The following is a 21,880-nucleotide window of genomic DNA, read 5'->3' as shown; positions in this document are numbered from 1 at the left end:
AGCTTTTAGCGTGCAAAGATAACTTTTGTTGTTTGTCTCATAGAAACATAAAAAGTGTAACGCTATGCGAACCATGTCGATTAGAAAAGAGCCTCTATTTACCTAGCTTAACAGGCGATTAATTAAAGGGGATCTTTAAACGTTAATAATAAAAATGGGGAAAATATGAGTGATGGCTTTGGCTCGCGTTTTAAGTCTGATTATTGATATGGAATTTTATTTTTTCTGTCTAAATAGGATGGATTTTTAAAAGTAGGCGTTGTAGAATACACAAATGACAGCGCTGTCATTTGTGTATTCTACCGCGAAGCATAGTTAAGTTATTCTGCCCGATAATTTAAATAGAACGGCTTTTAGGTCCCCTTGAATAAACAAGCTAGTGCGAAACTTTAAAATTTCTCCTCCAAACTTATAGGTGGTGTACCTTTGTTCTTAATAAAGGTCGAACCAGTTAGTGTTTTTATCAGTAAATGTTTTTAGTTATTGATTTTAAACATTAATTCTTATTTATAATGCATCTATTAAATTTAGTTACACTTTTTATCAATACTTTCTCATCGCTTATATCTTTACATCCCTACGTAACGCTAGGTACTATTGAGCCTGCAAAGGGGCAGAATACGATTAGCGTCATTCTTTAACGCTCTAATTTGTTAATTTTTTGTATTTAAAAACAGGGTTGAGCGGTTTTTTTGTACAAAAAGAGCAAAAAAAATGTAGCGAAGTTGTAATTTTGCGTGTATGGTTTGTTACTAGATGACAGCGTTGTCATCATCACTGGGCAGAAGTGATATAAAAAACCAACAAAATTGATTCAAGGGGAATCCTGTGTTAGCTAAAAATTTCAAAAAAAGCTTACTAGCAGTAAACATCGGTCTTGTGATGACTGCAGGTTTTACTGGTACTGTTTATGCGGCTGAAGAAGCCAAAGTTCAAGAAGATGTTGAGGTCATTGAAGTACGCGGTATTCGTCGTTCTTTAGAAGCGGCTGTTAATACTAAGCGTTTTGCCAATGCGGTTGTTGACTCTATTTCAGCAGAAGATATTGGTAAATTCCCAGATAAAAACATTGCTGAATCACTACAACGTGTCGCTGGTGTCTCAATAAACCGTGGTTTCGTAGGTGAAGGTGCTGAAGTATCAATTCGTGGTGTTGATCCAACGCTTACTCAAGTTCAATTAAATGGTCAATTTGTTGCTTCAACATCTTGGTTCTCTCAAGGTGCGAACAAGCGTAGCTTCAATATGGATCTTTTGCCATCAGAAATGATTGCTGGTCTTGAAGTTTACAAATCTCCTGTTGCATCTTTAGATGAAGGCGGTGTGGGCGGTACTGTTGTAATGCGCACTCGTAAGCCTTTAGAGCTTGACTCTCTGACTGTTTATGCATCAGTAGAAGCAAATACAAATTCATTAAGCGACGATAACGGCTTCGGTGCAACCGTTCTTGGTAGCTGGAAAAATGAAGATGAAACATTCGGTATCATGGCAATGGGTTCTCAACTAGAGCAAATTGGTCGTGGTCGTAAATCTGAAAACTACTGGGAAGAATCATGGTCAGCATCTGGTATTGCTGGTTTTGACCAAGATCGTGAAAGAACAGCTCTTGATCTGACTATGCAGTTTGCTCCATCTGATGATTTAGATTTCACGCTACATTATCTTCGCACTGAGCTTGACGCATTCAATACAAACCAAAACTTTTTAACAATTGGTGCCGATGGCGACACGATGACTAACGTTTCAGGTCGTATTGCTCCAAATGGCAAGCCGCTAGTTGGTACAGTTAATGATGCGGGTTGGTTAGCTCAAGATACAAATACTCGTAATGCGGTCATGACGAGCAACGTAGTTGACCTTCAAGCTTCATACCAAGGTGATACATATAAACTATCTGGCGCTATCGGTAAAACGTGGGCAGACGGTGGTAATGGTGGTAATGCGAATGGTTTATGGGGTCAACCAGTTAATGCTTCTACAGGTATCACTGTAGACGTGAACATGGACTTAGCTAACAGCATGATCATGGTGCCAAACGGTGTTGATCTGCGTGATGCGTCTTGGCAGGCTTTCCAAGGTCATTCACTTGCTCGTACTGAGTTAGAAGATGAAGAAGTTTATGCACAAGTTGATTTAGACTTAGATGTTGACTGGGGTGCAATTACTCAGTTTGAAGCGGGTTTAAAACTTCGTTCACATGAGTTCTCAAATGCAGCATACGGTGCAACTATTGATGCATCACAACTGAGCTTTAATAACATTGGCGATGTATCTGATGGTTATTTATCAGACTTCGGTGAAGTTGTAACAGGTGGTACACCGACTTCTTATGTTAAGCTTGATGGTAAAGCGTACTGGAATGCACTAAACAACGCCACTACAGCTTGGGATTTCCAAGAAGGTAACTGGGGTAGTGTTAAAGAAGATGTGTTTGCAATGTATGCACAAGGTAACTTCAGTGGCGATAGCTATCGTGGTAACTTAGGTCTTCGTTATGTTCAAACTGATACCGAAGGTTCTGCTTATAACGGTAACTTGACAGGTAAAGATGTATTTGAAGGTTCTTACAGTGATTGGTTACCTAGCTTCAATGCTGCGTTAGATCTGAGTGAAGATATGATCTTACGTGTATCTGCGGCTAAAGTAATGACTCGTGCTGGTTACAGCCAATTAACGCCAGGTTATAAAGGTTTACCGCAAACTCCACCTGAAAGTGGTCGTTTACAAGCTTCACGTGGTAACCCTGGGATCGAACCATTCCGCGCAAATCAAATGGACATCGGTTTAGAGTGGTACTACAACGAATCATCACTTGTTTCATTTGCAATCTTTAACAAAGATATCGCATCGTTCATTTCGACGAAGAAAATCATTGAAAACCTAACAGAGGTACCAGTACCTGGTACTTATGAAGTCAGTGTTCCTGACCAAGGTCGTGGTGGTAAGATTGAAGGTGCTGAATTCCAGTTCCAAACAAACTTCGGCAATGGCTTCGGTATGTTGTTCAACTATACGTATGTTGATGCAACAGGTGAAACAGATGATGGCGATAAAATCCGCCTGCCAGGTTCTTCACGTAACGCGTATAACTTAACGGGTTACTACGAAAACGAAATGTTTACAGCTCGTGCTGCGTACACTTCTCGTGATGAGTTCTATGCAGAAGGTACCGCGCTTGGTAACGGTAACGATTTCTTCTCAGACCAACAATTCTTAGATGCGTCTGTTACTTGGCATGCGACAGAGCACTTAGATGTGTCTCTTGAAGGTGTTAACTTAACAAATGAAATCACTAACCAATACTTTGGTGGTGGCTTAAACACGCTTCGTGTTGTGACTGATAACGGTTCACGTTATGCCGTTAAAGTAGCATACCGCTTCTAATTACCTCGAGTAATTGATATTTAAAAGGGAAGGCTATGCCTTCCCTTTTTTAATTATTACCTTTACTGTTGTAAATGAATAAATTCTATTTATATGTCTAGGAGGAGAGCGTGATGGCTATAAAAGCAATCTTAGACTCAATTGTCATTGTCGGTGGTGGAACGGCAGGTTGGTTGACGGCGGCCAATTTAGCGAAATCTTTAAATTGTGAAAATAATGATGCGGTTAAAATAACCTTAATCGAGTCTCCTAATATCCCAACCATCGGAGTTGGTGAAGGGACGTGGCCAACAATGCGTAAAACGTTAGCTAAAATAGGCATTGATGAGAGTGAATTTCTAAAAGAGTGTGGCGCATCATTTAAGCAAGCAACAAAATTCGTCAATTGGAAAAGCAAGCCAGTCAATGATGAAAACAATCACTACTACCATCTATTTTCTTCAATTTATGATCCAACCGATTTTAATCTATCCCCTTATTGGAAGCTTGGTTATGCAGGGGATGACTCACTCACTTATGCAAATGCAGTGAGCCCACAAGCTTTATGCTGTGAATTAGGCTTAGCACCTAAACAAATCACAACCAAAGCGTTCGATGGCCTACAAAGTTATGCTTATCATTTAGATGCGGGTAAATTTTCTAACATGTTAAAGAAACATTGTATTGAGAATTTAAATGTTCAGTTTATTGCCGATGACGTCATTGATGTGTGTTTAGATGAAAGCGGTGCGATATCAGGTGTGACTACGCAAAATAGCGGATTGATAGAAGCTGACTTCTTTGTTGATTGTACGGGCTTTTCATCTTTATTGTTAGGCAAAGCGCTCAATATCGGTTTTAAATCAGTTGCCGACACCTTGCTCACAGATTATGCCGTCACGGTTCAAGTCCCTTATGATGACCCGAATGCAGAAATCAGTAGCTGTACAATTTCAACCGCTCAAGAAGCCGGATGGATTTGGGATATAGGCCTTGCAAACCGCCGTGGCATTGGTCATGTTTATTCTTCTAAGTTTATGTCGCACGAAGAGGCCGAGCGGATCCTCTTGGATTATGCAGGGCCTCAAGCGAAAGGCTTGATGACCCGAAAAATAAAAATGGAAGTCGGTTATCGTGAAAAATTTTGGCATAAAAACTGTGTCGCAATCGGTTTATCGGCTGCGTTTGTTGAACCCCTCGAAGCGTCTGCTATTTTCTTAATTGAAGCCGCATCAAATATGCTTGCAGAGCAATTTCCTCGTCAGCGAGTCGCCATGGTACATGCCGAACGAAAATTTAATGAATCATTTAAATTTCGCTGGGATAAAACCATTGATTTTATAAAGTTACACTATGTTTTATCAAAACGAAATGACCCTTTTTGGTTAGCAAATAAAGATGAAGCAACGATTCCTGACTCCCTCAAAGCACAATTAGCGCATTGGTCGGTGCAACCGGTTAGCAATTATGATTTTTCTAATGTGTATGAACCATTCCCTCTAGAAAGTTATCAATTTGTTTTAAATGGGATGGAATTTGAACAAAACTTAGAGCCGAGTCGTGACCTGTTTCCCATGGTTGATAAAGCGACGATGAGTTTTGATAAAGTGAAAAAAATAACTGAATTTGCAGTCAAAGATTTACCGAGTAACCGAGCGCTTTTAAATAAAGTGTATCGACATGGTTTCAGTAAAATTTAGTGAGTTGACATGCCTAAGAGACTGATATGAAAAATAGAATAAATGACATTGTAATTGTCGGTGGGGGAACAGCGGGTTGGTTGTCAGCTGCATTGTTGGCAAAAAAACTCAATATACTCGCTCCAGACTCAGTCAATATTACCTTGGTAGAATCACCCGATATTCCGATTATGGGCGTGGGTGAAGGAACGTGGCCAACAATTAGAACTACCTTACAAGAGATAGGGATTGATGAAGTTGAATTTATCACCTTTTGCGAAGCCAGCTTTAAGCAAGGGGCAGAATTCGTTAACTGGTCTAATACGCCTATAAATGGTGAATCAAGCAGCTATTTCCACCCCCTCAATGCGGTATTTCACGCTTCTTATGACTTTAATCTGGCACCTTATTGGCTAGCAGGTGAATTAGGGGAGATGCCTTACGATCAATTAGCCGCCTCTCAAAGTCGTGTTTCACAATTAGGTCTTGCACCTAAGTTAATCACTACACCGCAATATCAAGCGATCCAAAATTATTCTTATCATCTCAATGCAAATAAGTTTGCAGAGTTACTCACTCAGCACTGTGTTGAGAAATTAGGTGTTAAGCATATTAGTGCGAATGTAACGCAGGTGAATCTGAGTGTTGATGGCAATATCCATTCGGTTTTGACTGATAGCTCAGGTGAGATTAAAGGTGACCTATTTATTGATTGCTCAGGATCAAAAGCCTTGCTCTTGGGGGAGACCTTAGGCGTGAAGTGGAAAGGGATCAGTGACATTATTTTTAATGATACCGCTTTGGCATTTCAAGTGCCTTATGAATCTGAGCAAACACCGATAGCCTCAAATACGATAGCAACAGCTCACGACGCCGGTTGGACATGGGATATTGGTTTGCAAACTCGTCGAGGTGTCGGATATGTCTATAGTAGTCAACACACTAACGATGCTGAAGCTGAAAAAGTGCTTCGAAATTACGCCGGTAAGATGGCAAACGATATTGATGTAAGAAAGATTAACCTTAATCTAGGGTATCGTGAAAAATTTTGGCATAGAAACTGTGTCGCCATCGGTATGTCAGCGGCCTTTATTGAGCCCTTAGAAGCGTCGGCTATTTTCTTAATTGAAGCTGGGGTGAATATGATTGCCGATCAATTTCCTCGCGATTTTGCAGCAATGCCGTATGTCGAGAAAAAATTTAATCACACTTTTTCTTTAAGATGGCAAAAAAGTGTTGATTTCATCAAGCTGCATTATTGTATTTCAAATCGAAGAGATACTCAGTATTGGAGAGATAATTGCGATCCAAAATCTATTCCAGCTTCGTTGCAAGAAAAGTTAGCTCACTGGCAATATCACCCGCCAAGTAAGCATGATTTTGACAATGCATTTGAGCCCTTTGTACTTGATAGTTATTTATTTGTTTTATATGGCATGGGTTTTAAAACAAATGTGGCGGACAATTTATCCGCTTATCCTCATGTAGCGCAAGCCAAAATGAAAAAGCAGCAAATAGATAAATTAACCGAGCAGTTAACCAATCAATTACCTTCTAATCGTGAACTGATTGATAAAATTAAACAATATGGGATGGCCAAACTTTAGAAGTAAAACACGAGTTACAGCTGACCAACCTTGGTTTTTATTCGAAGCATTTATTTTTTTAGCTTGGAAAGGGAAACTACGTTTTTCCCCTTCCAATTTATCGCTAAAACCAGTAGCCTTAAGGGCAACAGTAAGTTGAACACATTAAAATAGTATTTATCGGAGCAGTAAAATGACGGATTCAAATATTCAACCGTTACACAATGTAACGCATGCTAAAACAAAAATTAAAAACGGCATCAACACTGAATTTATGAAAACTCAACACTTAGTGCCTATCGTGGCGCATGAGTTTTCACGTGTAGCAAATGAATATCCAATTGTGTATGTAAAAAATGCAGAAACAGGCGAGTTTCAGCCAGTTGCGATGCTTGGTCTTGAGCCAAACGAAAACCTTTTCATCAAAGATGATAAATGGGAAGGCAGGTACATTCCACACGCATTAGTTCGTTACCCATTAGCATTGGTTGCTAACCCTGAAGATAAAGAAAAGCTGATGGTTGCAATTGTACAATCGAGCGATTTAGTTAACGAAGAAGAAGGCCGTGAGTTATTCGATGAAAAAGGTGAAGAGACTGACTACCTTAAACGTCGTAAAGAATCACTGATTTCTTATCTTGAGTTTTCACAAGTAACAGCTGCATTCTCTAAATTCTTAGCAGATAAAGAGTTACTGTCAGCGCAAACGCTAACGATTGAAATCAACGGTGAAAAACGTGATATCAACGGTATTTACTTAATTGACGAGAAAAAACTAAATGAATTATCTGACGAAGATTTCCTAGATATTCGTAAGCGTGGTTTCTTAGGTCCGATTTATTCTTTCCTAACGTCTATGCACCAAGTTAATCGTCTAGCACGTATTAAAGCAGACCAAAACGCGCAATAAGCGGCGTTTTAAATAAAAAGAGCGATTGTTCGCTCTTTTTTTATGTCGAAATTTTTTACTGTACACCACTACTTAACAAGCATGAAAAAAGCGCCCGAAGGCGCCTTGAGTGCAAGTAACAAACCAATAGAGGTTATGCTGTTTCAGCGTGGCTCTTAAGCATGCTGTAAAGCTCATCTTTAAGCTTTAAACGTTTTAGTTTCAGCCCTTCTAAATAATTATCAGTGGTATTCTCTACACCTTCTTCGATGCGGATCACTTCATGATCAAGCTCGTGATACTCTTTGAATAAACGAGAGAAGTGTCCGTTATTCATTTTTAATTCGCGGATCTCTTCTTTAAACTCAGGGAATTCACGGTGGATGTCGTGTTTTTCAATATTCATAATTTTTATCCTATTGTGCGCAGTGAATACAAGTTTGTACATAAGGGAGTGCAGTTAATCGCGCAGCTTCGATAGGGGCTGCGCATTGGTTGCACTGACCATAGTGTCCATGTTTAATTTGAGCAATGGCTGCTTTGACCAGTATGAGTTCTTCTTTTGCTTGATGGTGAATCTCATCAAGTACTTGATCATTTTCTGTCTCAGCCGCTTGTTCAGCAAAGTCTGCGGAGCGACCTTGTTTAAAGTCTGTTTCTATGGCTTGAATACGGCTAAGCAATTGACGTTGTTTGGCTTCTAATTGCGACAAAATGTCTGCGGTGGCGGTCATATTCATCTCCTTATTCCTTAATGATTACGTTACGCCTTTTGAAAATTAAAAACTTGATCTAGAACAACAAGCTGTGAAAATTCCATTTATCGCAATTGTTTGTCATTGTTGCGCTAATTTTGCACAGTAAGATTTATAAATGTGTCAACCGAAGAGAAAACCAATAATGAAACACATGCTTATTCAGAGCCTACTGGCAGCAGTCATCACCTCAGCTTCATTGAGTGCCAAAGCTGACCCCATAGCTATTGCAATTCATGGCGGTGCTGGGACGATAGAAAAAAGCCGCTTTACACCGACTCAAGAACAAGCCTACAGAGACACGCTAAAACAGGCGGTTGAAACGGGTTATGAGGTATTACACAAGGGCGGCACAAGCTTAGATGCCGTCACAACAGCGATTAATATTCTAGAGAATTCGCCTTTTTTTAATGCAGGTAAAGGGGCGGTTTATACCTATGATGAAAGCCATGAAATGGATGCGTCGATTATGCTCGGCGAGACCCGTGAAGCTGGCGCCGTATCTGGGGTGAAACACATTGAAAACCCAATTAATTTAGCTCGCCTTGTCATGGAAAAATCAGTGCATGTGATGTTAAGCGGCCAAGGTGCCGAAGCATTTGCACAAAGCCAAGGCATGCCATTGGTTGATAATTCGCTATTTGATACACCGCATCGATTAGAGGCGTTGAAACGCGCTAAAGAAAAATTGAAACAAGCCGAAAAACATGCTGATTATCAAGCTGCCCATCAAGCATTGCCTGTAGAATATAAAGTCGGCACGGTTGGTGCCGTTGCTCTGGATAAAGCGGGTAATATTGTTGCTGGTACTTCGACCGGTGGCATGACCAATAAGCGCTTTGGCCGCATTGGTGATTCGCCTATTATTGGTGCGGGCACGTTTGCAGATAATCAATCGTGTGCGGTTTCAGCAACAGGGCATGGTGAGTATTTTATTCGTTATACTGTTGCTGCTGATATTTGTGCGCGAGTGCAATACCAAGGTAAAAGTATTGAAACCGCTGGCAAAGAGGTGATTTTTGGCCCCATGCTTACGGCAGGGGGCACTGGAGGCGTCATCATTATTAATACTAAAGGTGAAATCAGTATGCCGTTTAATACCAAAGGCATGTATCGCGCGAGTAAAACAAACACACAGCCGACCTATGTTGGCATTTTTGCAGACGAATAGAGCGTTTTCTTCATTCGTTTATTCCCCTGCAGCGCGTTGTTAGCAGGGGGTTAAACCTGATTGAGCATCAATTGAATGATTAATGCGTTGGCAATATCAATAAAAAACGCTCCGACGAGAGGCACAACAATAAAAGCTTTTGTTGAAGCGCCAAATTTATCGGTGACCGAATTCATATTGGCAATAGCTGTCGGCGTTGCACCTAATCCTAGGCCAATGTAGCCCGAGGCGATGACGGCAGCATCATAATCTTTCCCCAATAAACGAAACACGACAAAAACAACAAAAAGCGTAATCACAATCACTTGCGCAACCAATAACACTAAAATCGGCCCAGCTAATGCAGCCAGTGTCCAAAGTTGTAAACTCATTAACGACATGGCTAAAAAAAGCCCTAAGCTCAGGTCCGAAATAAGGTTAAGTGAATGGGTGCCCGTCGGCCAATTTGTTGACTTAAATAGCAATGGAATCGTATTTGTTAATACGATCCCTGCAAATAAAGCAGTAACAAACTCAGGCAGTGCTAAACCGAGTGATGCCAAAAGCCGATTGAGCTGCAAGCCAAAGCCAATCGCAACACTAATTACTAACACACAATTTAAAATGGTCTCTACAGATATTTTTTCACCTTGACTATAGTCACCACTGACAACGACTGCTGAGGCTTGCTGACTCGTTAATTGATAGCGCTTAATCAAAAACTGCGCGATGGGGCCACCGAGTACCCCGCCGAGCACCAAGCCAAATGTTGCACAGGCAATCCCTATCTCCATCGCATTTTCTATCGCAAATCGTGAGGAGAAAATTGGCGACCAAGCGATTGCTGTTCCATGACCACCACTTAACGAGACTGAACCACCAAGAACCCCTGCAGCAGAAGGCAGGCCGGTAAATTGGCTGACAGCAATTCCTGTCATATTTTGTAGCACTAGGTAAATAATTGCGAGGATCAGCAGTATGATCAAGCTGCGTCCTCCTTGGATTAACGTCGTAAAGCGTGCCGAGAGTCCAATCGTCGTGAAGAAAATCAATAAAAATTGGTCGCGGGCATCAAGTTCAAACTCAATAACATAATCAAACACTAAATACAGTGCCCCGGTGATTAACGAAGCGACCATACCACCGGTCACAGGCTCAGGAATGTTGAACTCTTTTAAAAAACCAATGTGCTTATTTAAAAATTTCCCGAGGAACAAAACAAAAATGGCAATGATAATGGTCTGTCGTTGGCTTAATTCAAGCACTGTCTATCCTTAAAGCTATTTCCTGTTCAGCTAATATTACCGACAATAAGGCTGTGAGTCAGTTTTTTTATAACAGCTCAGCGTTGACATCGTTTGTTACATTTATGGTTTTATCTTATAAAGTCAATTGCTTGCTGTGCGTTGCACGGTGTAATACAGTTGGGAACTTGTTGAACGTTAGGAAATCACATTGAAAAGAATACATTTACTCAGTAGCGCTCTATTAATGAGCACATTAGGGGCCGCCAATGCTGAGGCGACCAATGATGATCCGTATATTTGGCTTGAAGATGTCCAAGGCGACAAAGCACTGAACTGGGTTAAGCAGCAAAATGAGGCGTCACTCGCTCAGTTAAAATCGCATGCCAGCTACCAGCAAGTTTTTGAAAATACACTCGCAATTTTAAACGATAAAGAGCGCATTCCCTACGCCTCTGAACGGGCCGGGTATTACTATAACTTTTGGCGTGATGAAACCCATGTCCGAGGTGTGTATCGCCGTACTACATTTGAAGAATATCAAAAAGCTTCGCCAAAATGGGAAACCGTACTCGACCTTGATGCACTTGCCAAGCAAGAAAATGAAAACTGGGTGTATAAAGGAATGGATTGCCACTATCCCGCTTATCAGCGTTGTTTGTTATCACTTTCACGCGGTGGAGCCGATGCAACTGTAGTGCGAGAGTTTGATATAACCACTCGCACCTTTGTGAAAGATGGTTTTAGTTTAACCGAAGCCAAAAATGCCATTAGTTGGTTTGATGAAAACTCGGTCTTTGTTGGCACCGATTTTGGTCCAGGTTCAATGACTGATTCTGGTTACCCTGGTGTGGTGAAACTGTGGCAACGCGGCAGTGCGCTCAGTGAAGCCAAGACGCTTTATACTGCAGACAAAAAGTCAGTCTCTGCGGCAGGGTATACCGCTTATGATGGTGATAAGGCTTATCATTTAATTTATGATGGCACGAGCTTTTACACCAGTGACATGTATTTAATCCATGAAGGTAAACAAATTAAGCTGCCAATTCCCACTGATGCCGACTTCAAAGGGCTCAATAATGGCAAAATCTTTATCGCGTTAAAATCAGCGTGGCAAGGGTTTTCACAAGCGGAAGTGATTTACGCCGATGTAAAAGATTTAGTGGCCAATAAAGCACAGTTTAAAAGCTTCATAAAACCCACCGAGCAGGTCTCAATTAAGGGGATAAACTTTACCAAGTCGGCCATCTTAGTCACGGTCATGGAAGATGTGAAAAATAAGGTCTATCGCTACAGTGAACAAGCTGATGGTCAATGGCAAATAAATCAAATTGGTTTTCCAGAAACCGGCACTGTGTCTGTGTTTAATACTGACACGGATAAAGATGATTTCTTTGTCAATTACACAGATTTTTTAACGCCTTCAAGCTTGTATTTAGTGTCGGGTGATAAATTAAAGATCACCAAATTAAAAGGCGCCAAATCACAATTTGATAGCAGTCAATTTGTAGCTGAACAGCGTTTTGCAACGTCAAAGGATGGTACGAAAGTCCCGTATTTTATTGTTCATGCAAAAAATATGAAACACGATGGTAAAAATCCAACCTTGCTGTATGGCTATGGTGGATTTGAAGTCTCGATGCAACCTTATTATTCAGCCAGTATTGGTCAAAACTGGTTAGAACAAGGCGGGGTGTATGTTTTGTCTAATATCCGTGGTGGTGGCGAATATGGTCCTCGTTGGCATCAAGCTGCATTAAAAGAAAACCGCCATAAAGCCTATGAAGATTTTGAAGCCATTGCCGAGGATTTAATTGCGCATAAGGTTACATCACCTAAGCATTTGGGGATCCAAGGGGGCAGTAATGGCGGTTTGTTAGTTGGTGCGGCTTTTACTCGTCGTCCAGATTTATACAACGCAGTTATTTGCCAAGTGCCTTTATTGGATATGAAACGGTTTAATCAATTGCTGGCAGGTGCAAGTTGGATGGGTGAATATGGTAACCCTGATATTGCAGAGCAGTGGGACTACATCAAAACCTATTCACCTTATCATAATCTCGATAAACAAACAGATTACCCCAAAGTCTTCTTTACCACATCGACTCGAGATGACCGCGTGCATCCAGCGCATGCACGTAAAATGGTCGCGAAGATGAAAGCAATGGGACACGATGTCTTGTATTTCGAAAACATGGAAGGGGGCCATGCGGGTGCCGCAAATAATGAGCAACGCGCCATGGTCAGCAGCTTGAGCTTTGCTTACCTGATGGACCGTTTGCAATAACTCTATCAATTACCTCAGTTAAAACGGCACTGTGTGATGGTGCCGTTTTATATATCAGCCCCGATTTTTAAAGGTTAAGGCTTTATTTTTCGCCATACTTCGGTTTCGAGTACGCCGTTGACCATTCCTTGATGATGCCAATAGATGGTTTCGACTCCGTCGACTTGGGTTGTTTCAAGCCAGCCTTTAAAGGTAAAGGTTTTACCTTGATGCTCGTCGCTGGTCCCGGCCGTGATAATTTCAGAGTAGGTATCGTGTTCTGTTTTAAACTCGCCCGCTAAATAACCATTAAATAGCCCTTCACGCATATTTGTTAGTGCAAATTTATCACCTTTCACGGTCTTAATCGCAACAACAGTTTGGTTATCGGCTTTGACTACCTCACCACTTTTGAATGTGTACTCTCCTTTGATGAAATACCATGCGCCATCATAGGTCGCACTCATGGCTTGAGCGCTAGTCAGTAAGAGCAGTGGCAATAAAAATTTCATAAGTTCATCCTTTACAATTTTTGTTTTACTGTAGCAATCCAATGGCATGATTTCGACAGCTATGTTGTGAAATCAGAAAAAATTCAGCTTTTAACTATCTGGTTTAAAAACAAAAATGAAGTGTATTTGTGCTAATGTTAAAGGAATCAACTTTTGACTATCTACATTGATGATATGCGCCTCATAAATACACCGCCAAGGACGCCCCTTTGGTTGCTTGTTGCAACTGTTTCTTCTGTGTCATTTAGCCCCTCGCTTTTGGCAAACCAGACAAATGAAAGCAACGATTTTTTTGCGCTTAGTATCGAAGATTTAATTAATGTTGAAGTCGATATTGCGTCTAATACTAAAACCTCCATCCGCGAACAACCCAGCACAGTAACTTTACTTAATTCAGAACAAATCGAGCAAATTGGCGCGATGTATTTAATGGATCTTCTCAAACATGTGCCGGGTTTTTGGATTGGCACAGATACTATTGGCACTTTTTCAACGAGCTTTCGTGGTGTTTGGGGGATGGAAGCAAAAATTTTATTAATAATAGATGGAATAGAACAAAATGAGTTAGCATTTGGCTCGATGGTGCTTGGCAATCGATACCCAACAGAATTGATTGAAAAAGTCGAAATCATTCGTGGTCCTGGTTCAGTAAAGTTTGGCGGGCAAGCTGCACTCGCCGTGATCAGAGTCACAACAAAAAGCGCCAGTCAGCTAGGGAGTGCCTTATCTTATACAGGTCATCTGGGTAAAGGCGGTAATCATCAAAGCAATGTCAGCTTTCGTTCAGCGTTTGAAGTGGATCTAAATCATGAGCTGTTGCGCTGGGGAGTGTCAGCGGCAATAGGCCAAGGTGATTACAGTGATAAAACGTGGACAGGCCTTGATGGTTATCAAATTGATTTAAATGATCACAGTGATTCTCACCCGACGGAAGTGAATTTGAACCTTGATTATGCCGGTTGGCAAATCACGTTTCAGCACTATGAGTTTGAGCAAGAAGATAAACTCCTATTTGGTGACTCAGGTTTATTTTATGCCCCTAATCAACGGTATACGCAAGCAAATACCTTGTCATTTTTGCACCAAGCTATCACTGTCAGTAAATCCTGGCAGTTATCAGACTCACTCAATATTGAAAGTCGGTTGAGCCATACTTATCAAAAACCATGGAATAGCGAAGGGCAGTATCAACACCGAGTCGATCGCACATTAAACCGAACTCGTTTAGATATAACAGCTGTAACTTCATTATCTGAATTTGCGAGTTTATTATTTGGCAGCACAGTGTATCAAGAACGAGCAAGCGTAGCGGACTCTTATATTTTTGACCCGACTACCCGTTATCAAGGCCAGTCTTCAACCCGTACAAGCGATGCAGCAATTTTTGCTCAATATGAATCGTCTTTCGACTGGGGGAATCTAACCATCGGCGGGCGATTCGAAAATCATGAATATGCAGGGAGTAAGTTTGTCCCCCGATTTTCGATTACCAAGCTTTGGCAGCAGTTACATCTTAAGTTGGTTTATAACGAAGCCTTTAAAATCCCTCAGTTTGATACCGTAGCCAGTGCTGAAAATGCCAATAGCCCTATCGAAGTTACCGAAACCACTCAAAGCTGGGAAATGGAATTGGGTTATCAAGTCAATGATTCACTGGCGCTTATTAGTAATGTATTTTTCCAGAAAATCGATAATTACATTGGGTTTAATCCACAGACAGCTTCAAATGCAACCCTAGGCCAACTTGGCACTTATGGGCTAGAGCTACAGGCGCATTGGCAACATCAAGAATTTGGTTTAAATGCCAGTTATAGCTATTTTGCGGTTGATAAAAATACCATTGATACAGTGCGTGTGACGCAGCATAAAAATAGCGTACTTGGGATCCCCAACCACATGTTTAAACTCGATGCGCATTATGCATTTAATCAATCATCCTCGTTGCACTGGGTGACTCAGATTGCCTCTGCACGATATGCCTGTCGAGAAGATAGCAATTGGATTTGTGGCGAAGAGCAATTAATGTCAAGCCAAACCGATATGCGCCTTTTTTATCAATTCACCCGTGCTGATTGGCAAGTGAACTTGGGCGTTGAACGCCTTTTAAACGATGACAATGTCTTCATTCAACCCTACCGAGGAAGTCAATCCCCCATTCAGGGGCAAGGCCGTCAATTGATGTTCAATTTAACTTATCGGTTTTAGTTAATCGCCGGTGTTAGGCGACTGCGTTTAGTATCAGAGGATGCGATGTGCTCGATATTTGATATAACAAAAAATAGATGGATAAAGTTTTCACAAACAATGTGGTTGCAGCGGGTTTAGAGGTAAACTATCACGCTTTATCAATCTAAATGGTGTGAACATGACTCAGTTAACCGCTAACGTGTCAGTCTGTTTTTCAGCGCTGACCAAAATGCAAGCATTGACCTTGAAGAGAGAATTAGCGGATGTCGACTATTTTCTAGAAGATGATGGTCTCGAGCAATCGAGCAGCCCAAACCGGGCACCAATTTACTGTGCCAACTTGCCGCTTCGATTCGAACTCATTGATGATGTAATGAGTTTTTACATTAAACAGCAACTTACAATTGAGCAATGCCATATTCAAATTATCCTGCCAATGCAACGTTTGGCCACAAAGGCTGTATTTTCAGTGCCGCCAATTGTCAATCACATGCTAACGAACCTCAATTGTAGGTTAGTAGTGGTAGCACAGTAGTTTTTTGAAATTGGGTGATACGGGGTTAAGTTAAGCGCGACATCTTCATTACGAAATACATAAAAATGGCCGAGCGATTGACCCGCTGAGATTCAAAGGCAAAAACACATGCTTTATCAGTCTGATTTACAACATGAGGCCTTAGTTGTCGAGTAACGGTATTGTGTGATTTTTTACCCATGCTGACACTTTCTTACAACTACAGGTACAGTTTTAAACACCTTTACACACAATCACCACAGATATAACCGCGCTGCCAGCTTATTATCTTGTTCACTCAACACGATAAGGACGCACTGTTATGACTGTTTTTACTAATTCGTTGCTCAAACCACATTTAATCGCGCTGTCAATGGCCAGCCTTTTGATAACGGCCTGTGGCTCAAGTGACAAAAATAGCTCGCCTGAAAAAACCTTGGAAGGTGTTTGGCTTAAACCCGGTTACGGTGAGATTTGGCAATTCGATCAACAAGGCCTGCAACTGTATGAATACAATCAGTATGGCTGCCTTAAAACCGATTATCACAAAAATGACACCCTCAAAGATTTAAAAGCCTTAGCACAAGTGTCCGGTGCAACGCTGACGATCCCCAATCGAATTACAAACTCGCTCCGATTTGAAAAACAAGCCGCCTTACCCACGCCCTGTCATGAGGCGAACTTACTCAGCGACAATGATGCACAGGTAACGTTTGACTATGTGTGGCATGCTTTTAATGATTATTATGCGTTTTTTAGTGAGCGAAATATCGATTGGCAAGCGCAATACGACTTCTATCGACCACTTGTTAGTGCCACAACCTCAGATCAAGCGTTAGCAGAGATACTCAGTGCCATGATTGAGCCATTTGGTGATAGCCATGTCTGGTTAAGTGATGACGAAACATTCGGTGTCGATGCAAGCCCAGCCAAAGGGTTAGCCAAGGAAATCAGTCGGATGATGGCAAATGAAGGGATGGAGGATCCTGCGCCTGTTTTGGCGTATTTTAAACAGCAAATCGAACAACAAACCTTAGCCCAAGTTGCAAGCGCTGAAATGTCGCAATTTGAAGATTCTGATGCCCTGCGCTGGGCAACATTGCCGGGTAATATCGGCTATTTAAGAGTGGACAGCTTATCTGACTTTTATGATACAGGATCTGAACCCGCCAGCATTGATCAAACACTTAGCTATTTTGATGCGCAAATGGATTATCTCGATGTCATGATGCAACACATGATGGCTGATTTAGCACAAACAGACGCGATGGTGATTGATTTACGCTTTAATGAGGGGGGATTTGACCAAGCAGGGCAAGTGATTGCCAGTTACTTTAATGATCAAGAACGGATTTTTGCTTACAAGTTTGTTGATAATCGCACCCGCTCAGGCGAAAAAACAGCATTAATGATTAACGTCGCCAAAGGCGTGCCATACACTCAGCCCGTCTATGTGATTATTGGTGGCACAACGGTCAGTGCAGGTGAGGTGATGACATTAGCATTTGATGCATTGCCTCATGCTACGTTGATTGGTGAGCCGACCAATGGTGCACTTTCAGATATTTTACAGTTTAACTTACCCAATGGCTGGCAAGTGGGGCTAAGTAATGAGCGCTATACCAATTTGCAAGATCAATCCATTGAAAATGTGGGCGTGATGCCAGATGTAACTATGCCTGTCTATTCTCACCAAGACTTTAACTACCATGCCAATACACCGATTGACTATGTATTAAGAACACTAAATGTCACGCCCAAAGGGAGTCTTAACAATGCAGAATTAACTGAGCAAGTGAGCGACTCGTTTGCACAAACGGGGATCCCGGGTTTATCGGCCGCTGTTATTCAAGGGAATAAAATTATTTGGCAGCAAGGGCTCGGGGTGAGCAATACGCAAACACAACAAGCCATGACAGCCAATACGCCAGTTAATGTGGGGTCAATCAGTAAAGCAGTGCTTGCTGTGGGCATCATGCAGCAAGTGGAGCAAGGGCATGTGGCGCTAAGTGATAGTGTAATGATGGCCAATCTCTCTTTTAGTGTGCAAAACCCACAGGATCTCGATACACCAATTACGCTGCAACACTTGATGACTCACACTTCTGGCATTATCGATAATTTGGGCTATTTGTGTAGTTATTATATCCATGACAGCCGTTTATCTTTGTACGGCACGTATGGATTAGCTGATTGCCCGATGGATGTGAGTATCGATTCTGCCACCTTTTATCAGCAATATTTTACCCCCGGCGATAAATATCATATGGATGGCGTTTTTGTCGCAGATGAAAACTCTGGCGCCGGAAAACAGCATGTGTACTCTAACGTTGCCGCAGGATTGGCTGGTTTTATGGTCGAGCAGCGCCAAAATATCAATTTAGCTCACTCTATGAAAGACAACGTATTTGCACCTTTGGGTATGAACGATACCACTTGGTTGCACACTGAACTCAACCCAGAGAATCCCAAAGCAACCCAATATACCTTTGTTGATGGCGAGTTGTTTGAAGTGCCTGAATTTAGTTACCCAACCTTTTATGATGGTGATTTAAATACCAGCGCCCAAGATTTAGCGCGCTTTTTAATTGCCATTACTCAAGGTGGAGAGTTAGAAGGCAAACGGGTGTTGTCTGAGCAAAGTGTCAAAACGATGCTCAGCTCACAAACCAACGCTGAGGTGTTTGAGTTTGATAAACAAGGACTGTTTTGGTTTTGGCAAGGGCCATTTTTAGGTCACACCGGAGGCGATCCGGGCACACATGCCGTAATGCACTACAACCCCTATACGCAAGCAGGCTATGTCTTGTTGCTAACCGGCGAAGATAACTCGTTAGGCGAGGGGAAGCGTAATGCAACCATCCAACACATTGCTCAATTGTTGTATCGTGCCGGATTAGTGCAATTAGAATAACCTTGCCCACTTCAATAAAAAGTCAGTCTAACGATGCTGACTTTTTTGATAACAAAACAATAATTTACATCTCAGCATTGTTACCGTTATGATAACCGAATCAATCACCTTATTAAGAAAAACGATGAAATTACACTCTTTACTAATTAGCAGCACGATACTGTTTGCTTCGCACTCAGCAGTTGCAGGTTTATCTGATTTAACCAAGTCTCTTGAAAATCAAGCTAAATCTGTGGTCAAAGAGGTCGCTCAACCGCAATCGTCGATGACATCAGGCTTAATTGATATGGCTGCCAATCAATTTGGTTTGAGCCCTGACGTTGCACAGGCAGGGTTAGGAAGTTTATTAAAAGTTGCACAAGATCATGTTTCAGAAGAAAACTTTGCCATGATCAGCGCCGCTTTACCAGAGACAAAGCAATATATTCAATCTGCACCGAATGTTAGCATGTCGTCGCTGACTTCGATGCTTGGTAAATCAAATGATGAAACCAAAACCGTGGCTAGTTTAGGGTATTTAGATCAAGCATTTAAAAAGTTAGGCATCCCTAAAGAAACCATTTTACCGATGGCCGATTTATTAGGCGGTTATTTAGAGCAAAATGGCTATGGCGAAGCATCGTCCTTGTTAAAGCAAGGGCTGAATTTTTTATAAATCATTTAATGTTTACCGTAAAATTTAAGTAGGCGACTGTGTTTTGCCTAAATGAAAAGCAGCGTGATGAACGCTGCTTTTTTACCTTTACATTGATATTAAAAGCGCAAACTTGTCTTAACATCAAGCGTTAGATTGACTTTTAGTTACCTTGACGAGGTATGCTGATTGGATGCTTTATGGGTATAATTGCGCAAAAATGAAATTAAAGGACTATTTTTATGCGGATTTTATTCTGGCTCATTGTAATGCTAATGAGTTCTTCCTCTTTATTTGCACATACTCAACACCCATCCATCGAAGCGTATAGTAAATTACCCGAGGTGAGCTTGGTGGTTATTTCACCGAGTGCTAAACGGTTAGCGTATCGAGATACAGCAAATAATAATGACATAATGACAGTCATTGATGTGGAGAATAATTCAGTATTAGGAGCTGTCGATGTATCTGAAGTCCAACCAAACAACGCCTATTTTATAGATGAAAACCGTTTGATATTTGTGGTGTCTAGCCATAAACGAATTAAAGGATTTAAAGGACGTCACACGATCAGTGCAGCTTACGTTTATAACTTGTCTTCTAATAAAATGCACCAATTATTGACCGCAGGCTATGGCATTTATAAAGGTCAAACTGAACTTGGTAATATTATCGGAATTTCCGCTGATCATCGCTATGCGTTCATGCCGGCCTATAAAAACCTTGGCTCATATAATTTATATAAAGTTGATTTAGACAAAAAAAGAAAACCACGTATTCACATGAAAGGAAGTGCTGATACCATTGATTTTTTTCTTGATGAAAATGGTAAAGTACTGGCCCGCGAACGCTACAATAATGAAGATGATTTGCACCTTATTGAAGCGAGAATTGATGATGAATGGGTGACTATCTTTGAGGAGAAAACCCCATATCGAACTAAAAATTTTACAGGCTTAACCCAGGACAAGAAAAATTTAGTGATGATTAGCCAAGATTCGAACCATCAACGATGGGCTTACTTCACCCTATCTTTAGCAGAAGGAAAAATTTCAAAGCCATTATTTAGTCATGACGATAAAGACATCGAACATGTTTTAACTGATATAAGGAGAGTCGTACACGGCGTGCAATACTCCGGTTTTTCGCCCAGCTATGAATTTTTTGATGAGCATTTAAATGCACGTTTACGTGGTATAAAACATGCGATGCCTGATAGTAACTTCATCATTAACGATTATACGCCAGATTGGCAGTCGATGATTGTATATAGAGATGGAAAACATAGCTCGGGTGACTACTTATTGTATCAAAATAGTGCATTGTCTGTGTTAGCGGCTGCGCGGCCAGATATCCCAGGTTCAGTCGTAAATCCGGTTAATGAATATAGATTTACAGCACGAGATGGTTTAGTAATACCGACTTTATTGACGAGTCCAGCAGGGCTTGAAGCTAAGAAGCTTCCTGCAATAATTCTGCCTCATGGCGGGCCAGAATCATACGATAAACGAGGGTTTGATTGGTTAACACAATACTTTTCAAACCGAGGTTTTTTAGTGATCCAACCTCAATTCCGTGGTTCGAGTGGCTTTGGGCATCAGCATTTAAATAAAGGGCGAGGTGAATGGGGGAGAAAGATGCAAGATGATCTCACCGATGCCATTGTAGACTTGAGTCAAAAAGGAATTATCGATAGTAAAAGAGTGTGTATTGTGGGTGCAAGTTATGGTGGTTACGCGGCATTAGCTGGTGCTTCTTTTACCCCTGATAGATATCAATGTGCCATATCTATCAATGGCGTTTCAGATGTCAAAGCTATGCTTCGAAATGAGAAAAAAGATTACGGGAGTGATCATTGGGTCGTGTCATACTGGCAGGATGTCATCGCAAAAGGCGATGTTAAAAACAATCACCTAGAACAAATATCTCCGATCAATTTTGTTGAGCAAGTCAAAATACCAATCTTACTGATCCATAGCGAGCGAGATGAAGTGGTGCCAGTACAACAATCAGAAGCAATCTATGAACAATTAAAAGCAGCAAATAAAACAGTGACATTTGTCGAGTTAGAGAAAGGTGATCATTATTTAAATCGAGCAGAGCATCGTAAAATCGCCCTAAAAGCGATTGATCACTTTTTAAAGATCCATATGTAAAAGCTAATCGCCCTAGTAATCGTTCTAGGGT

Annotated in this window: 15 protein-coding genes; 11 read left to right on the top strand and 4 right to left on the bottom strand. The window is 41.2% G+C overall.

The annotated features are described in order from the left end of the window. The first annotated feature begins 828 nt into the window (after positions 1-828). The 4 genes from AC3KVK_RS10060 to AC3KVK_RS10045 all read left to right on the top strand — a co-directional run bounded on the left by AC3KVK_RS10060 (position 829) and on the right by AC3KVK_RS10045 (position 7,538). Positions 829-3,384, top strand: a complete 2,556-nt coding sequence (locus AC3KVK_RS10060; protein WP_490312234.1) for a TonB-dependent receptor — start codon at positions 829-831, stop codon at positions 3,382-3,384. A 113-nt stretch (positions 3,385-3,497) separates the two neighbouring features. Next, positions 3,498-5,063: a tryptophan halogenase family protein gene (locus AC3KVK_RS10055; RefSeq protein WP_490312235.1), complete on the top strand. Its 1,566-nt coding sequence runs from the start codon at positions 3,498-3,500 to the stop codon at positions 5,061-5,063. Positions 5,064-5,089: 26 nt separating this feature from the next. Then, positions 5,090-6,649 carry a tryptophan halogenase family protein gene (locus AC3KVK_RS10050; protein WP_490312236.1) on the top strand — a complete coding sequence of 520 codons (1,560 nt, stop codon included), beginning with the start codon at positions 5,090-5,092 and terminating at the stop codon, positions 6,647-6,649. A 172-nt stretch (positions 6,650-6,821) separates the two neighbouring features. Next, on the top strand, positions 6,822-7,538 hold the full coding sequence (locus AC3KVK_RS10045) for a SapC family protein (RefSeq protein WP_490312237.1): 717 nt from the start codon (positions 6,822-6,824) through the stop codon (positions 7,536-7,538). A gap of 133 nt (positions 7,539-7,671) precedes the next feature. Here the strand turns inward: AC3KVK_RS10045 and AC3KVK_RS10040 are convergent, their stop codons facing one another. Both AC3KVK_RS10040 and AC3KVK_RS10035 read right to left on the bottom strand, forming a co-directional pair. Then, positions 7,672-7,923 (bottom strand): HP1242/YdcH family protein, encoded by a 252-nt coding sequence (locus tag AC3KVK_RS10040; protein ID WP_490312238.1) that lies wholly within the window; start codon positions 7,921-7,923, stop codon positions 7,672-7,674. Positions 7,924-7,933: 10 nt separating this feature from the next. Continuing rightward, positions 7,934-8,257 (bottom strand): TraR/DksA family transcriptional regulator, encoded by a 324-nt coding sequence (locus AC3KVK_RS10035; RefSeq protein ID WP_490312239.1) that lies wholly within the window; start codon positions 8,255-8,257, stop codon positions 7,934-7,936. 169 nt (positions 8,258-8,426) lie between these two features. Between AC3KVK_RS10035 and AC3KVK_RS10030 the strand changes: the two genes are divergently transcribed. Further along, complete coding sequence (locus tag AC3KVK_RS10030) at positions 8,427-9,443, top strand: isoaspartyl peptidase/L-asparaginase family protein (RefSeq protein WP_490312330.1); 1,017 nt, start codon at positions 8,427-8,429, stop codon at positions 9,441-9,443. A gap of 50 nt (positions 9,444-9,493) precedes the next feature. Here AC3KVK_RS10030 and gltS read toward each other — a convergent pair whose 3' ends face one another. Beyond that, a complete protein-coding gene (gene gltS, locus AC3KVK_RS10025) occupies positions 9,494-10,687 on the bottom strand; it encodes a sodium/glutamate symporter (protein ID WP_490312240.1) in 1,194 nt (397 codons plus the stop codon). 226 nt (positions 10,688-10,913) lie between these two features. On the opposite strand from gltS, the gene AC3KVK_RS10020 reads away from it, so the two are divergent. Next, complete coding sequence (locus tag AC3KVK_RS10020) at positions 10,914-12,953, top strand: prolyl oligopeptidase family serine peptidase (RefSeq protein WP_490312331.1); 2,040 nt, start codon at positions 10,914-10,916, stop codon at positions 12,951-12,953. Positions 12,954-13,027: 74 nt separating this feature from the next. Here AC3KVK_RS10020 and AC3KVK_RS10015 read toward each other — a convergent pair whose 3' ends face one another. Beyond that, positions 13,028-13,444: a hypothetical protein gene (locus AC3KVK_RS10015; protein WP_490312241.1), complete on the bottom strand. Its 417-nt coding sequence runs from the start codon at positions 13,442-13,444 to the stop codon at positions 13,028-13,030. Between the two features lie 153 nt (positions 13,445-13,597). Here AC3KVK_RS10015 and AC3KVK_RS10010 point away from each other — a divergent pair, with 153 nt between their 5' ends. The 5 genes from AC3KVK_RS10010 (at position 13,598) to AC3KVK_RS09990 (ending at position 21,849) form a co-directional block, all read left to right on the top strand. Then, a complete protein-coding gene (locus AC3KVK_RS10010; protein ID WP_490312242.1) occupies positions 13,598-15,649 on the top strand; it encodes a TonB-dependent receptor plug domain-containing protein in 2,052 nt (683 codons plus the stop codon). A gap of 160 nt (positions 15,650-15,809) precedes the next feature. Further along, positions 15,810-16,166, top strand: a complete 357-nt coding sequence (locus tag AC3KVK_RS10005) for a hypothetical protein (RefSeq protein WP_490312243.1) — start codon at positions 15,810-15,812, stop codon at positions 16,164-16,166. A 301-nt stretch (positions 16,167-16,467) separates the two neighbouring features. Further along, the gene (locus AC3KVK_RS10000) at positions 16,468-19,059 is read left to right on the top strand and encodes a serine hydrolase (protein ID WP_490312244.1); all 2,592 of its coding nucleotides are present in this window, start codon (positions 16,468-16,470) and stop codon (positions 19,057-19,059) included. A gap of 124 nt (positions 19,060-19,183) precedes the next feature. Beyond that, positions 19,184-19,714 (top strand): DUF2780 domain-containing protein, encoded by a 531-nt coding sequence (locus AC3KVK_RS09995; protein WP_490312245.1) that lies wholly within the window; start codon positions 19,184-19,186, stop codon positions 19,712-19,714. Between the two features lie 221 nt (positions 19,715-19,935). Continuing rightward, entirely contained in the window at positions 19,936-21,849 is a 1,914-nt protein-coding gene (locus tag AC3KVK_RS09990) for an alpha/beta hydrolase family protein (RefSeq protein ID WP_490312246.1), read from the top strand. Positions 21,850-21,880 lie beyond the last annotated feature (31 nt).

It is taken from the genome of Pseudoalteromonas sp. J2K-J979 (assembly GCF_058169715.2).
Note: the sequence above shows the minus strand (reverse complement) of the source record. Positions and strands in the feature narration are given on the sequence as shown.